Source organism: Empedobacter sp. GD03865 (assembly GCF_029840775.1).
Taxonomy (GTDB): domain Bacteria; phylum Bacteroidota; class Bacteroidia; order Flavobacteriales; family Weeksellaceae; genus Empedobacter; species Empedobacter falsenii_B.
The window spans coordinates 26,839-43,386 of the sequence record NZ_JAOCDF010000032.1; the positions used below are offsets into that span (position 1 = coordinate 26,839).

General features: G+C 30.8%; 12 protein-coding genes. 3 read left to right on the plus strand and 9 right to left on the minus strand.

From position 1 onward, the window contains the following. Window positions 1-77 precede the first annotated feature (77 nt). Window positions 78-2,441, plus strand: a complete 2,364-nt coding sequence (locus N5D46_RS11760; RefSeq protein ID WP_280050061.1) for a TonB-dependent receptor — start codon at window positions 78-80, stop codon at window positions 2,439-2,441. Between the two features lie 43 nt (window positions 2,442-2,484). Here the strand turns inward: N5D46_RS11760 and N5D46_RS11765 are convergent, their stop codons facing one another. The 8 genes from N5D46_RS11765 to N5D46_RS11800 form a co-directional block, all read right to left on the minus strand. Beyond that, a complete protein-coding gene (locus tag N5D46_RS11765) occupies window positions 2,485-5,868 on the minus strand; it encodes a hypothetical protein (protein ID WP_280050062.1) in 3,384 nt (1,127 codons plus the stop codon). A gap of 93 nt (window positions 5,869-5,961) precedes the next feature. Then, the gene (locus N5D46_RS11770) at window positions 5,962-7,593 is read right to left on the minus strand and encodes a glycosyltransferase family 39 protein (RefSeq protein WP_280050063.1); all 1,632 of its coding nucleotides are present in this window, start codon (window positions 7,591-7,593) and stop codon (window positions 5,962-5,964) included. Beyond that, window positions 7,577-8,212 (minus strand): lipid-A-disaccharide synthase N-terminal domain-containing protein, encoded by a 636-nt coding sequence (locus N5D46_RS11775; RefSeq protein WP_280050064.1) that lies wholly within the window; start codon window positions 8,210-8,212, stop codon window positions 7,577-7,579. The genes N5D46_RS11770 and N5D46_RS11775 overlap by 17 nt, the downstream gene beginning before the upstream one ends. Then, window positions 8,212-8,925 carry a glycosyltransferase family 2 protein gene (locus tag N5D46_RS11780; protein WP_180905753.1) on the minus strand — a complete coding sequence of 238 codons (714 nt, stop codon included), beginning with the start codon at window positions 8,923-8,925 and terminating at the stop codon, window positions 8,212-8,214. The genes N5D46_RS11775 and N5D46_RS11780 overlap by 1 nt, the downstream gene beginning before the upstream one ends. Before the next feature lie 126 nt (window positions 8,926-9,051). Next, window positions 9,052-10,101, minus strand: coding sequence for a glycosyltransferase family 9 protein (locus tag N5D46_RS11785; protein WP_280050066.1), 1,050 nt, complete (start codon window positions 10,099-10,101; stop codon window positions 9,052-9,054). Between the two features lie 123 nt (window positions 10,102-10,224). After that, window positions 10,225-10,929, minus strand: coding sequence for an SDR family oxidoreductase (locus tag N5D46_RS11790; RefSeq protein ID WP_038330800.1), 705 nt, complete (start codon window positions 10,927-10,929; stop codon window positions 10,225-10,227). Window positions 10,930-10,942: 13 nt separating this feature from the next. Beyond that, the gene (locus tag N5D46_RS11795) at window positions 10,943-11,719 is read right to left on the minus strand and encodes a hypothetical protein (protein WP_125349992.1); all 777 of its coding nucleotides are present in this window, start codon (window positions 11,717-11,719) and stop codon (window positions 10,943-10,945) included. A 67-nt stretch (window positions 11,720-11,786) separates the two neighbouring features. Then, window positions 11,787-13,214, minus strand: coding sequence for an amino acid permease (locus N5D46_RS11800; RefSeq protein ID WP_280037151.1), 1,428 nt, complete (start codon window positions 13,212-13,214; stop codon window positions 11,787-11,789). A gap of 190 nt (window positions 13,215-13,404) precedes the next feature. Between N5D46_RS11800 and N5D46_RS11805 the strand changes: the two genes are divergently transcribed. Next, window positions 13,405-14,559 carry a hypothetical protein gene (locus N5D46_RS11805; protein ID WP_280050067.1) on the plus strand — a complete coding sequence of 385 codons (1,155 nt, stop codon included), beginning with the start codon at window positions 13,405-13,407 and terminating at the stop codon, window positions 14,557-14,559. Window positions 14,560-14,648: 89 nt separating this feature from the next. Further along, window positions 14,649-15,551: a ketopantoate reductase family protein gene (locus N5D46_RS11810; RefSeq protein WP_125349990.1), complete on the plus strand. Its 903-nt coding sequence runs from the start codon at window positions 14,649-14,651 to the stop codon at window positions 15,549-15,551. A gap of 36 nt (window positions 15,552-15,587) precedes the next feature. On the opposite strand, the gene N5D46_RS11815 is transcribed toward N5D46_RS11810, so the two are convergent. Next, the coding region (locus N5D46_RS11815) for a hypothetical protein (protein WP_280050070.1) at window positions 15,588-16,548 on the minus strand (961 nt) is incomplete at its 5' end.

Below are 16,548 nucleotides of genomic sequence, written 5' to 3' on the forward strand. Positions count from 1 at the left end.
ATAATATAGTAGGGTTTGTCGATTTTAAAGTTCAAAAAGAATCGATTTGGAGAATATTTGTTTAAAATTAATTCAACATGAAAACATTTATTCAACTTATCATTTTATTTAGCGCTAGTTTTCTATTTGCTCAAAACTATACACTAACAGGCGAAGTTATGGAGCAAAATAAAGCGCTTCCTTATGTTGACATTACCTTATCTAATCAAGACACAATTATCAATTTAACAACAGATGAACTTGGAAAATTCGCTATTGAAGCAAAGAAAAATACGTACAAATTTGAAATCAACTATTTTGAAGAAATTGTTTTTCAGAAAGATATTCAATTGAATAATTCTATCGATTTAGGAAAGATTGAAATTAAAACATCTACAAACTTGAAAGAAGTTGTCGTTGGAGCAGAAAAGAAAATCATGGAACGAAAAATCGATCGGTTTGTTTTCAATGTAGAAAATTCTACTTCAGCTGCTGGCGGAACTGCAATGGATGTTTTACGCGTCACTCCTGGTTTGAATGTAACAAATGACAATATTGCGGTTTCTGGAAAAAATTCTGTAATGGTTTTGATTGATGACAAACCAACTTATATGTCGCAAACGGATTTGGTTAATTATTTGGAAAGTATGAGCGCTTCTGATATTTCAAAAATTGAAGTCATTACGACTCCACCTGCAAAATATGAGGCAGAAGGAAATAGTGGAATTGTAAATATTGTAACAAAAAAAATAAAAAATAATAGCTGGAATTCCACTGTTGGCGCATCATATACGCGAAGCAAAAGAAACACAGAGCGCTACAATGCGGCTTATAATTTACAAAAAGATAAATGGACAATTCAGACTTCATTGAATGCTGGAGATAGAAGATTTCTAAGAACATGGAACAACGAATTATTTTTCTCTGATGCGCGCAGACATAACATTTCTTACACAGATTATATCAACAAATATCTTGGAGGACGATTCTCTGTTGATTATAAATTAACCGATAAATGGACAATTGGCTCTAAATTTTCGTTCAACAATTCGAAATATAATTCAGAAAATCCACAACAAATGTTTTTCAAGAATTTAGCGAACGAAATTTATCAAACAAATAAAGGAAATTCATTCGAAAATGGTAAAACAAATCAATCTTTGGTCAATCTTTATTCAGAATTTGCACTTGATTCATTAGGTAAAAAGATTTCATTTGATGCCGATTACGCCAATTACTCATCTCCCATGAATAGAACTTATGCAACCAATTCTTACAAAAATAATCAGTTAATAGAAGATTCTTTTTTTGGTGGAAAAAGTAATTTAAACAATCGAATTGAGAATTTTTCGTCAAAAATTGATGTAGAACTTCCTTTAACAAATTTCAATTGGAGTATTGGGGCTAAATTTTCGCAATCAAAATCAAATAATTTGGTTGAAGCATATAAAGCAGACGAAAATTACAACTATACATTTGATGAAAATTTGTCGAATCTTTTCAAATACAAAGAAAATAACGAAGCAATTTATTTGAACGGAAGTAAAAAGTTTGGAGAAAAATGGCAGATGCAAGCTGGTTTGAGATTAGAAGCAACACAAACAGAAGGTTTTTCGAGAGAAAATAATCAAACGAATAAAACAGATTATATCAAACTGTTTCCGTCATTTTATTTGTTGCATACTTTTGATAAAAGTAAAAGTTTAGGAATTAATTATTCGCGTCGTATCAATCGTCCAAATTACGAAAGTTTAAATCCTTTTCGAATGATACAAAACGAATATGTTTACAACGAAGGAAATCCTTTTTTGAAACCAGCTTTTACACACAATTTAGAACTTACTTTTACTTACAAAAAATTTGATACTCGACTTTATTATTCAAGTTTGAGAGATGGTGTCAATCAAGCTTCAATCATTGATGAGAACACAAAACATAATACTTTTGTTTGGATGAATTTTGTAGATTCGGATAGCTTTGGTTTGAGCCAAAATATGACGATAAATCCTACAAAATGGTGGTCAAGCGTTACTACTTTTGAAGTTTCTTATTCGAGCGCAAATGTTGCAATTTCTTCTAAGCGATTCAAAGGTTGGTCGAGTTCATTATTTTCGACAAATGATTTTACGCTTAATCAACAAAAAACGATGTTTATTAACTTGATTTATTTTCAAAATTTTGGAGAAACTTTCCAAAATTATAAACTAAAACCTTATGCTCGTTTCAATCTTTCGTTCAAATATTTGATGTTAGATAAAAAATTAGAATTGAGTTTGAATGCAACAGATATTTTCAAAGCGCAAGAATATTTATCACAAAATAACAATGGAATCGTACAAACTTTTGCGAATGTATGGGATACTCAAAGCATAAGAATTGGATTGAATTATAAATTCGGAAGTAATAAATTATCAGTAAAAAATCGCGAAACTGGAAATCAAGATGAAGTAAATAGAATGTAAAAATAATAAAAAAAGACGATTTTATAAAATCGTCTTTTTTTATTTAAAACCTCGCTTGCACTTGCACACTTCCCGTATGTATTGGCTTATTTTCTTCGGTTTTTCGTCCATCATACGAAATATTCAATTGCAAAAAACTTGTGATTTGCCGTTGGATTTGCAACTGCCAAACAAAATTATTTCCAGCGCGCAAACCTTCCATCATTTGATTTCCAACAACAGATTCTTGGTTTCCGATAAATTTATTGTTGATAAAACTAAAACTTCCCAACAAACTCATTTTATCCGAACCGTTCCATTGAATTTCTGTTCCCAAATCCGACTGATTTAATTGCTCTTCACCCGAAACATTCTTCTTATTTTGATAATTATAAAACAACGACGCAACAAGATTTTTTTCTGTTTGATACGTAATTTTTGGTGATAAACGAAGATTATTTAACTTATATCGTCTACTCAAAAATAATTCAGAATCGCTGTTAATCACCATATATTCAGTATCGAAACTTGCGATTAGATCTTGCAAAATCTTATAACGCGCTTGCAACAAATAACTGTCTGAATCACGGTATTCAGAACCTGTGTAAACATACGTTTGGGATTGTTGTTGATTGTAAATAAAATTTGACGACCATTTATATTGTGTTCCTTGATTAAAGAAAATCGACGAACGAATACTTCTTGTTTTACCTAAAATTTGAGCCGAATTCGTAAAAGGATTCCATTCTAACGTCGTTCCTTCTTTGCGCAACGAGTTACTTGCCGAGATATTTTGCTGAAACATCCAACGATTCCAGAATTCATTTTCGGTATTAAAAACTTGTTTTGGACGAAAACGCAACGTAAAATTGAATTGATTTTTATTCGTTTTCAAATACTCGATTGTATTCGTATACACGCGAATATAATTTGCTTGGTCGATAAATTCTGCCACTTCAAACTCGTCAATTTGCTCAATTCCATCGCCGTTATAATCCGTCCATTTGTAAATTCCCATTCCATCCGAAACTTTTACATACTGAAATTCACGCTGCGGTTCCACACCGCTTCCCACTTCATAATCTACATTTAATTGTAAACCTTGATTGAAAAAAGCTTTGTACCATTTTACGCTTCCTGTCATAAAATCTTCGTTCGGCGCATCTAAAAATTGATAATTAACTCGTCGATAATGGAAATTTAAATTTAATTGATGATTTTGTTTTTGTATTAATGTTGAATTAAAAATAGCTCCTTTACTTTGTTGAATATTTTGCCAAGTCCCTAAACGAACCGAATCGTCTTGACGTTGATAAACCGTCAAATCGATTTTATGACCAAGCGAATCTGCAAAACCTCCTTTCAACTGAAATTCATTCCATTTAAAACTTAAATCTGATTTTTGATTTTTTGTCAAATCATCCATGTCATTATTCTCGCCCCAAACTCTCGCTCCAACCCAAAATTTATTTCCAATTTTTCGTTTTCCATCTACCATATAACGCGCAAAATTGGTATTTTGAAGCGTTGCTTTTGTTGATAAAATATTTGCTTGCGCAACGATTTCGTCTTTTTCAGTTTTATAATTTGCATCAAGTTGATTTCTCAAACCTTTGTACAAACCAGTATTTTCAAGATAATCGAATTTATATTGTGCATTAAATTTTTCTTTCCAAGATGAATTGATTTTTGCTGTGATAAAATTCTGATTTACGCCACTTAATTCTTGTTCCAAATTAAAATCTCGTGCAAATTCAACAGCTCGTAAACGCTCTGCACTTTTATAATTTTTATTAATAAAATTCCATTCCGCATAAGGTGTAATTTTCCAATTTTTGAAAGAAAATGTTTTTTCACCATAAACACGAGTTGCTAAACCAGAATTGTTTTGATCATCAATCGATGAAAATAAATTTTGATCATAATTACTCAAACCTAAATTAAAACCAACATTTCCATTATTTCTCAATTGATATTGTCCATTCAACGTATAAATCTGCAACTTTTTAGGCGAAATTAATTGCTTTATTGGTTCATAATCACCTTGTAAAACTCCAGCAATTGCTTCGTTATATTGAAAGACTTTCCCATTTTGATTCGCATTTATTTGTCGATAATTTCCTTGATTAGCGCCAACATACGTGAAAGCCACTTGATACAATTCATCGTTTGGATCCGTCGAATATTCAAAAATATCTAATCCATTTTGATTTACTTTTCGATACAAGATTTTATTCGAATCATACGTCGTTTTCTCTGCAGAAATGGTGTACATTTTATCTGGATCATTCCCTGCATTTGCCAAAATTTGCTTTTCAGCATCTGTCAAATCATTTCCAAGTGAATTATTCTTCGAATCTCCTTGAGAAAAGAAAAAACCTGACAATTTCAATCGTTCCGATTCGTATTCAGCTCCACCATAAAGTAAAACTTGTGAATAATTTCGAGAATTGTACAAATACTCCACATTAATACGCGTATTTGCGGTAATCAACCGGTTTGAAGTGAAAGAAATTTCTCCTGTATTGTAATTAATTACATAATCATTTTGCTCGCCACGCTCCAACAAAACACCATCAATATATACTTTTTCACTTCCCGAAATAATAATCACATACAATTCATTATTCTTTCCAGAAAGCCTGTAAGGACCTTGATTTCCGTCTTGTCCAACAAAATTAACACGCATAAATTCACCTCGTGTAATGCTTCCAGAAGCAAAAATATTGGTCGACGATTTTTCGCTTTTTAACTGAGTTGACAATTGTAAACCTGTTACTTTTTGATTAAATGGATTGAAAAAATCTCGTTCTTGATTGGTATTAATATCAATATGTCCAGCTCTAATTTTCGAATTTTTACTGGCTAATTCGATGTAAACTTTATCAAATTCTTGCAAATTTTGCGTGTATCCATCCGATTCTATTGGCACATTATTATCCGCAATCGCCGCATTTACTGTAATATCATCCGATAATTTTCCAGACAATTCCAAATCCAACGAAGATTGCACAGACGCACTTTGATTATTCCCGAAACGAATTCCACGAACCATTGATCCTTTGCTATTCAAACCATCAAAAACATCTTTGTTCGCTTGTTTTGAATTCGGTTCTATTCGATGAAAAATATCAACTGGTTTTGCATCATTAACAATGATATTCGGATTTTTGGCATAAAAAACAGATTCGGCTAATTTTGGATTAACAAAATACTGAATTTTCACCATTTGTTTGGCGATTGAAGAATTGAAATAAACTTCGTTTCGTTCGAAATTTATCGTATAAAATTCTTTTGAAATTGGATTTCCTATTGAATCTAAAATTTGAAATTTTTCTGACAAAATTCCTTTATTTTGCAGCTTTATCGTATCAGAAAGTTGAACAGAATCTTGTCTAAAATTAGGATTTTTCCACCCAAAATGTTGAGCAAAAACAAAACTGTTCACTAACCAAAAACATAGAAAAAATAGAATCCGAAACTGCAAAAGATTTTATTAGAATAACGAAAATTTAAGCTAAAAATTTTACTCGAAATTTAATCACTTTTTTTGAATCAAATAATAGTTTCTTTGGATACGATCGTTATAATTTTTTTGATTTTTTGAAGAATGATTCAAATCGACCACACCAATTTTTTTGATTGAATAATTATTGAAATGATCCGCAAAAAAAGTAGAATCTGACGGACTTGCTAACATTCCAAATTTCTCTTCTTTCGGAAAGATAGTTTTCTTTCCATCGTTAATTGCAGGAATTGAAGTCCCATAATCCAACACTATTTCAGGAACAAAACTTTGCCATTCGTATGTTTTGATTTGATTTTGTTGTTCTAATTTTTTCAGATTTTTAGCAGAAGCATACAACTCTTCAGAAAAAGTTAATTTAGAAAGTGGAAATCCAAATGCTACAACCGAGCACATCAATAAAATAGTTGAGTAAAATATCTGTTCAAATGATTTTATCTTCAATCCTTTAAAAATTGAGATTCCTAAAATTAATCCAACAACAGCAAAAGGAATCGACCAAATTAAAAATTCTGACAAACGATCTTTTGTATAAATAAAAACACCAACTGAAATCGCAATTCCTATTATTCCGTATAAACCAAACGTAAAATTGGTAAAATATCGTTCGGTTTTATTTGATAAATTTTTGAATTCTAATCGTAAATATTCGATGTAAAAGCCAATATTCATCGCTAATGGAATTAAAACTGGTAATAAATATCTTGATTTTTTTTCTGGAATTACAGATAATAAAACCACCGATAAAATTGTCCATAACCAAGCAAATTGATAAGCTTTTTTGTTTGCAACTTTATTTTTTAGATAAGGATAAATCAAGCTAACCAAAGCTGGAATTGTCCATAAACCCGATTGCGTAAAGAAACTCCAATAATAATAAATTGGGCGAGTGTTGTAACTGTGCCAATTGTTTACTTCTTTTTGAGAAGCTGCTAAAAAATGTTCTGCATCAAAGTATTTGACATACATCATCCATGCAAATCCTACGACACAACCTAATATTATCGTTAAAATTGTGATGCCTAAATTTCTTCCTAATTTGTATCTATAAACAATAAAATAAGCAATTAAAAACGGTAAAAATAACGCATACAACGAAACTGGACCTTTGCTCATTATCGAACATCCTAACAAGAAAAATGCAGCAATAAAGTTGAATAAATTAAATTTTGATGATTGAAATTCTTTTACCAAAAACAATATCGCTCCCATCACAAAACTATGCGTGTACATGTCCCAATTGTTGTCTCTTCCAGAGAAAAACACGTAAAATGAAGTAATTAAAACCAATGAAGAATTAACAACTTGGTGTTTTGTTAAATCGAAATGCGTTAATGTTTTATAGAACCAAACGACCAATAAAATGGTAATTAGAACAACTGGAATACGTAACCAAAAAAAGTTTTCGAAACCAAAAATACTTCCAAAAACGGCCGTAATCCAAGTTGGCAAAGGTGGTTTTTCATAACGTGGCAAACCGTTAAGCGTGGTAAAAATCCAATTTCCATCGTGGACCATTTCTCGCGCCGAAATAATATTTCGAGCTTCCATAATGTTAGTTTGTAAAACACCAAGATTGACAAACAACATCAAAATTGTTACGATGATTAAAAATAAAACTGAATTTTGCTTAATCCACTGAACCATTTTTTTCTTTTCGTTTGATTAATATATTTCGAGTATAAACGATAAATCCCATAAAATGACCAACAAATAAAACGGGATCTTTTCGAATAATCGCGTAAGTTAAAATTAACAATGATCCTGTTAAACTAATTGCCCAAAATCCCATTGGTAATTGCGATTCGTGTTTTCGTTCGGAATAAATCCATTGATAGACGAAACGAAATGTGAAAAGTACCTGAGATACGACTCCTAAAGATAAAAGCCACATCGGAATTTTTTCGTTTTTGAATAATAAATCTACATCAAAAATTCCGTTATTGAAACCATATAAAACAATTAATGCAGGAAAAACATACAAGAAAATGCGTACTATTTTCGGAAATTCTTTCCAATGATTTTGAAGTTGAATATTTCTGATATAGATATAATACGTCAATGTTTGTCCCAACATAATCGAAAAATCATGACGCAAATAACCATATAAAAATAGCAAAACAGATGCAAACAAGCTAACTTCCCAAAATAATTTTGGTGTAAGAACTTTCTTATTCTTTTCAGAAACAACCCATTGTAAAATAAGACGACTCGAAAAAAGTGCTTGTGCAAGAAAACCAATACTGATGATAACCCAATTTGGCATTACGCTCTTTCTTGAATTTTATAATTGATGTATTTTTTCTTCATCCAAACAAATGCAAAACAATCCATTAACGGTCCTAATAAACGGTTCCATAAATTGAATTTTGATTCGCCCGCGATACGAGGAAAATGTTTGACAGGAACTTGAGTAACCGTTCCATTTTGTAATAAAATCATAGCTGGTAAAAAACGGTGCAATCCTTTGAACATCGGAATTTTCTTCGCTTTTTCAGCATCTATAACTTTTAATGGACAACCCGTATCATCCATTCCGTCATTAGTAAATGCTCTACGAATAGAATTGGCAATTTTAGATGACATGTTTTTCACGAAAGAATCTTTGCGATCTGCACGAACTCCAGTCACCAAATCATATTGATCTGCTAACGCTAATAATTTATTGAAATCTTCTGGATCAGTCTGTAAATCCGCATCGATATAACCAACCCATTTTGATTCCACTGTATCAAAACCAGCTTTTATAGCTGCAGATAAACCATAATTTTTGTCAAAAGAAATATAATGAAAAGCTTGATTTCTATTACAAATCTCTTTGATAAGAGCCAAACTTTTGTCTTTAGAACCATCATTAATCAATAAAATTTCAGTCCGTTTTATTGACTTTGACAGATATTGATTCATTGTTTCTTCCAATCTTATCAAGTTATCTTCCTCATTATAAATTGGGATGATAATTGTAAACTCTGTTGACATTTTTAAATTATTTCAGAGGACAAAGCTATGAAATAATCAAACGAAATTAAAATATTTTTGTTGAAGCTAATTTATTTCATATCAAATCGAAACGAACTTTGTTTGATGATAAAAAACAGTTTTTTTTTAAACCAATAATTTATCCATTTCTTGAACAAGAATACCCTTATCTTCATTATTAATCAAGACTACAGCATTTCCTATTCCATAAGGTTTATAACGCTCTAAGAAGCTTTGATCTTTAAACAAACCAATTGTTTTTGTAGGCGCTGCACAACTCAAATGCATCATACCAGAATCGGCTGCAATCACAAATTCGCAACTTTTCATCACAGCTGCAATTTCTCTCACATCTTTACTATAATAAGTAGGCAATCTATGATTTAACATCGAAATATTTTCGACAGGTAAAATTTCAATTAGATTATATTCTTGCGAATATTTTGGATAAAATAAATTATAAAATTCTATCCACCATTCCTCATCATAACATTTTACACCTGTTGCATACGTAAAAAACGCCAACGTTCTCTTTGAAGGATCTTGAATCAATTCATTTAACATTTCTATTCCTTTTGTAGACTCTTGCTCTGTTAACTGAATATTTAGAGTTGGATTATCTAAATTTCCTTCTTTATTTTTAAATAATTCTATGAATTTTCTAAACAGATAAACTGGATATTGCGCTTGATGAATATGAATTTCTTGATTCGAATTCATTTCAAATTCATTTCCAAAAATTTTATACTTAGAATTCGCAAAAGAAGTTGAAAGTCGTCCTGAAGATGAATTTTTATCAACATTAATGACTAAATCGTAATTCTTTTTTTTGATTTTTAGCCAAACTTTAGCGTATTGAATCAATTCTTTGAAAGGTTTTTTAGGTAATTCAATAATTTGATCAACTTGAGGATAGTTCTCAAAAATAATCGGAGCGACCTTACCTTTTACAAATAAGTCAATTTTAACACCAGGATTATATCGGATAATTTCCTGAATCAAAGGTGTAATCAATAGAATATTTCCTAAACGCTGATTGGGTCTGTTTATCAGTACTCTATTAAGTTCAAGAGGTTTTTCTTTGTCTATCTTTGGCAAATTACCATCACCTATTCCTCCTGTTAATCGACGCATAATTGTACGACGAAAATGATTGACTGATTTTTTAAAATTCATTAAAAAGTGCTCGTTAAAAAAATACCTTTATTGTATTCTTATTTTTCCACGAAACTATGTAAACTATTGGTAATTACGAAATATTTTTTTCATAAAAAAAGATCTCTTATCGAGATCTTTAAATTATTTTGTTTTCGTAGGACGAACTTCTATTTTACTTGGCAAAACATTTGGATTCATTTTCAATAAATCAACTACCATTTGTCCTAAATCTTCGGGCTGAATTTTCCATCCATCCTCCGAATTTGGCACATGATCATTAAAGTTTGAAGTCACAGAACCAGGCATAATCGTTGTACATTTGATATCATAATTTCTCAAATCTAACATCGCTGCTTGGGTAAAACCGACAACGCCAAATTTCGAAGCATTGTAACCCGCTCCATTCGCAAAGAAATTTGTTCCCGCCAAAGAAGCAATCGAAATATAATATCCTTTCGAAACTTTTAGTGCTTCAACAGACGCTTTTATTGTATGAAAAACTCCTGTCAGGTTAGTATCAATCATCGCATTCCAATCTTCTAAAGAAAGTTCATCAACTGGCGCAAATTTTCCTAAACCAGCATTTGCAATCACAATATCCAAACGTCCAAACGCAGAAATAATTTGCTCAATTGCATTTTGTTCATCTTCGAAATGTCTCACATCCGACTGAATAGCCAATACATTTTGATTTCCTAAATAATGACGAGCTTTTTCAACATCATCAATGTTTCGTCCAGAAATTGCCACTTTCAAACCATTTTCTACCAATGATTTTGCAATTCCTAATCCAATTCCTTTTGTTCCCCCCGTTATATAAGCTACTTTACCTTCTATATTTTGCATAATTATTTTAGTTTTATTTTTGGTTCAGCCAATTCCATTTACCATCTTTTCGGTAAATAAATCCGCCTTCTTTTGCGTTATCTTGATGCACATAAATCGCATCATAATCTAAAGTTACGATTTCATTTTTAGAAACTCCATTTAAATTTCGTTTCACTCCATCTTTATAATTCGAATAAAGTGGCGTTCCTTTTGGAATCATCATCAACGTTCCGAAATCATAATTTGTAATTTTGAACGGATCTTTTGCTCCTCCCAAACCATAAATTTGACTTCCTTTTTTCATATTATTCACAATAAATAAACGGATATTTCCTTTTGTATCAATCATTCTATATAAATAATCCACCACACCGTCACCAAAAAAGTCGCCTTTAATTGCGAAGCATTTGTAAGCTGTTGCTAAATAAAATTCGCTAAAAGCTGGGTGCGTAGAAATTTCTGTTTCGAATTGATTGACAAAATTTTGTTGTGTGATTAAATAACCACTAAACGCATACAAATCGCCTTGAGCAGAAGAATCATTAACTCCTTCATCCAAAATTAATTTAGACGAGCTAACATCTAATTTCACCCAGTTTCCACTTTTTGCTTTCCCATTATCTTTAATTGCAAACGCTTCACCTTTTTCTGAAATTTTAACAGGATATCCATACGGAATTTTACCAATTCGTTTTCCATTCGGACTTGTTCTAACTGTCAATCCTTCTTGCGCTATAACTTGATAAATTTCTTGTGAAAACACAATAGAACTCATCATCAAAATGAATCCAACAACTATTTTTTTCATGATGTAAAATTAAAAAGCTTCAAGTAATCTTGAAGCTTTTATATGAACTATTTTAAATTAAAATTTATCAAGAATTCTTAGTCTTTTTATTTTCTTTTACAATTCGATAAGCGATGTAAAGGAAGATCAACCAAACTGGAATTAATTCTACTGAAATTTTAAGTCCTGTAAACCACATAATCACTAAAATTCCAAATAAGAAAATTAGACAAATATAATTACTGATAGGATACAAGAAAGATGGAAATAATGTTTTTGTATTCTCCAAATTCTTTTGTTTTCGGTATTTAAGATGTGTTATCGAAATCATAATCCAGTTAATTACCAACGAAGAAACCACTAAAGACATCAATACATGAAATGCATCTTCTGGAATTATTTTATTAATTAAAATACAAATTGCTGCGAAAAAAGATGAAACTAAAATCGCCATAACAGGGACGTGATTTTTATTTAATTTTTTTAAGAATTTAGGCGCATTTCCTTGTTCTGCCAAACCATATAACATTCTACTATTACTGTAAACAGAGCTATTGTAAACTGATAAAGCAGCCGTCAAAACAATAATGTTTAGTGCATTGGCAATTAATCTTGAAAAATCAATTGTGTTACCAAAAATATTTAGTTTCAAATGATTCAAATTCTCAAAAACCATTACAAAAGGACTACTTTTATCCGTAATCGTTTCCCAAGGAGCTAACGAAAATAAGATAATTAATGCTCCAACATAGAAGATTAAAATTCTATAAATTACTTGATTGGTTGCTTTTGGAATTGTTTTTTCTGGATTTTTAGCTTCAGCAGCTGTGATGCCAATCAATTCTAAACCTCCAAAAGAAAACATAATAAGAGCCATTGCGGCGAATAATCCACTAAAACCGCCTTCGCTATTACCAGATAACCAACCTTTTGGAAAAAAACCTCCGTTGTTCCAAAGATTTTGTATTGTTGCTTGTTCACCTCCAGTTCCGCTTATTAATAAGTAAGCTCCGAAGATTATCATAGCAATAATGGCAATTACTTTGATGATAGAAAACCAAAATTCAGCTTCACCAAACATTTTTACTGAGCCTAAATTCAATGCATTAATCACGATAAAAAAGAACAAACTCGACGCCCATAATGGGATTTCTGGCCACCAAAATTGCACATAAATTCCAATCGCAGTCAGCTCGGACATACTTACCAAAACATAAAGAATCCAATAATTCCAACCAGACGCAAATCCAGCAAAAGATCCCCAATATTTATACGCAAAATGACTAAAACTTCCAGAAACAGGCTCGTTAACAACCATTTCTCCTAATTGACGCATGATGAAGAAGGCTATGATTCCTGCAATTGCATAACCTAAAATAACAGATGGCCCAGCTAAAACAGCAGCGGGTCCAATTCCTAAAAACAAACCAGTTCCAATCGCGCCACCTAAAGCAATCAATTGAATATGTCGGTTTGTAAGACCTCTTTGCAATTCTTTTTCCTCGGTATTTTTTATTTGACTCACGTGTGATGTATTAATTTGTTAAATATATGTAAAAACTATTTTTAAAAAGAACAATTTGAAGAATTGTCTTGTTTGAATTAATATTAAGAAAATGATTTCTAACGCTTTTTTATTCATGTTAAATCATCTAAAACTTGAAAAAATATTCAATAAAATTTCTAATTTTATAAAAATCAACCTTATGAAAAAACTACTTTTTACTTTTCTATTGACTCTATTTACCTCTGTTCAACTTTTTGCAGATGGTCCTTTTTTATATTCTTTGCCTTTTGGTTCGAGGGCTTATCCTGATGATACGATTTTAGAAAAAACGAAAGAAAAAGGAATTGATTATTCTACTTTCGAAAAATATTTGTTGGATAATAATATCGAATTAGGTAAGAAAGTTGGACTTCTTTCTGAACTCGAAGTTTATTTTGTGTTGAATGATAATCAAAAATCATATTTTGTTGATTATAAAGAGAAATTAAAAAAATCTGTTGGAAAGAAATTTGGAACGAAAACTCCACTTAACGAACGATTTTTAATTGCGTTAATGGATGATTACGATACAGAATCTCCTAAAGTAGAAGTATATCAAAAATTTGTTGATGAAAATCCGCAAAGTAAAACGATGCAATTTGTGAATGTTTTTGCCTATAATTTTAATCTTATTTGGGATGATGATAAAAAAGATTATTCTTCTATGAATGATTTTAAAGAGAAATACCAAGATAATTGTTTGCAAAATTTTGAGAGTTTCAATAATGATACTTCTGCCGATATTTTTTCTGAACTTGAGGAGATAATCACGTTAGGATATAATTGCGATTATGTTTTGAAATGTCTTGCTCCAGCAAATAATCGATTGGATGTTTTGAATCAAAAAACAGAATTTATTTTAAATAAAATTGCAAATGCAGAACCAATTCCAAGAATGGTTGTGACGCCAAATGCTTCTCAAATTGGATTGTCGGCTTATGAATGGTTGGGTGAGGAAATGAAGTTAATTTCGAGCTTGAAAATTTCGGATGAAGAGAAAATTCTTCTGAATTATTTTGCTGTAAACGAAACATACAATTATATCAATCATGTCAACAATCTATATGTTTTATTTGAAGCGATTCAGAAAATGCCCTCACAATTAGCGAAATCTGCGAATAATAAATCTGTTGAAAAAATTGCTGCAAAAGATAATTGGAAGAAAATAAATCAATTGTATGATGTATTGAAAAAGAATTTTCAAAAAGAGAATGAAATAGCTGTAGATTCTAGCTCAAACCTTGATGATTTGCGTAATTTGATTTATTATTTGTATCTCAATCCAAAAGAATTGTCAAAAGTTTATCAAAACTAATTATAACCGAAATATTAAATTTTTTCAAAGACTTTAATTCGTAAATGTTGTAGATTTTATTTTAAATTTATCTTCTAAATAACAAAAAAATGAAATCAATTTATTTTCTTGGATTGGGAGCTTTAGGAGCAAAATATGCAGCGAGTTTTTATGAATATAATCCAGAAATTGTAAGTGTAATTGTAGATGAGGAGCGAAAAAATCGATACGAAAAATCGCAAATTTTTGTGAATGATAAAGCGTATGATTTTAATTATGTCACAAAAATCGAGGAGAATAATTATCCAGATTATATATTTTTAGTCGTTAAAAGTTCACATTTACAGCAAGCGATAGAAGATATGAAGCCTTTTGTTGGTGAAAACACAATGATTGTAAGTTTGATGAACGGAATTTCTTCTGAACGTGTTTTGGCAGATCATTTTGGATGGGATCGTGTGGTGAATGCAGTTGCATATATGGATGCTGTAAAAGTTGATAATCGCGTGACGTTTTCGAGTATAGGAAAAATTATTTTTGGGAAAATGGATTCAATTAATCATGATAAATTAGTCGATTTACATGAATTGATGAATGTTGCTGAAATTCCAAATCAATTATCGGATGATATTCAGAAAGCGCAGTGGGCGAAATATTTGGTAAATGTTGTCGGAAATCAATTGACGTTTTTGTTGGAGTTTCCATATGGACAATTTCGTACCAATCAACATCTCGAGGTTTTAATGGATATGATTTCTAATGAAGTTCTTGCAGTTGGGAATGCACATGGAGTTGCAATTGGTCAAGAAGAAGTGGATCGAATGAAATCTACGATGAAAATTGTGGATGAATTTGGTAAAACTTCGATGTTACAAGATCGCGAAGCAAAACGATATTCGGAAGTGGATGAATTTGCAGGCGAAATTATCAGTTTAGGAAAACAATATAATATTCCGACACCTTACAACGAGTTCATTTATAATATGGTAAAATCAATCGAAGAAACATATTAAAATAGTCATAAAGTCATTCAATTTTGGATGACTTTTTTATTTGAAATCAATCGCTTTTGGATAAGCAACTTTCTGAATAATATAAATCGATAGCATAAAAAATATACTCATGATTAATGTTGCAACAGGTAAATATTTTATCGAGTCAGAAGGTAAAATCATTGGTAAAATAACCATTGCAAAAGCAGGAGGTAAGCGTAAATCTGTTAATTTCAAAATAAACATTACGATAATCAAATCGATCAAGCCAATGATTAACCAATTATCAAGATAATGCATTGTTAAACAACCAGCCATTGTAGCCATGAACATTACAAGAATACGTTTTAGACGTACGGTTAATTTTAATGTTGGATTATTTAAAGATTCAAAAGAAATTACGATAATAGGTGGAATAGCAGAGAAATGTGCAAAACCGCTAAAATAAAAAGCTGTAAACCAAACTACACATAATCCGATTAACCATCTGTTATGGCTTGTATAAATCATTGGAACCGCATTTTCAGTTGGTTTTAGTTTGAATATTTTTATTGATAGAAAAAGTAAAAAGACAAATAGAAATATCGCATATAGAAATACAAAAGATTCTGTATTTGTAACAATTGGTAATAATCCCGTAGCTAATGCTGGCGCAAGTTGACTTTTAAAAATTTTCAAGACAATTAACATTGCAACCAATACCAATGCTAATTTGAATGATAATATAATCGGTAAAAAATTAATCCCAAATCCTAAAATAGCAGTTATGGATGGAAGTAAAAAAATATGAAATGGTCGTTGTAGCCATTTATTTTCTCGAAACGTTAAAATTCCGACAGATAATGCAGCAACTTCTGGTAAAATAATTTCTTTATCATCATAAATCATTGCTGTTCCAATCATGATTAAAATAAATAGAAAAGCGACAGAGTATGAGACAAAAGATTCTTTATTACCTAAGATAGATTTCATGAAATAAATGTATAAAAAAAACCTTTGCAAATATACAAAGGTTTTT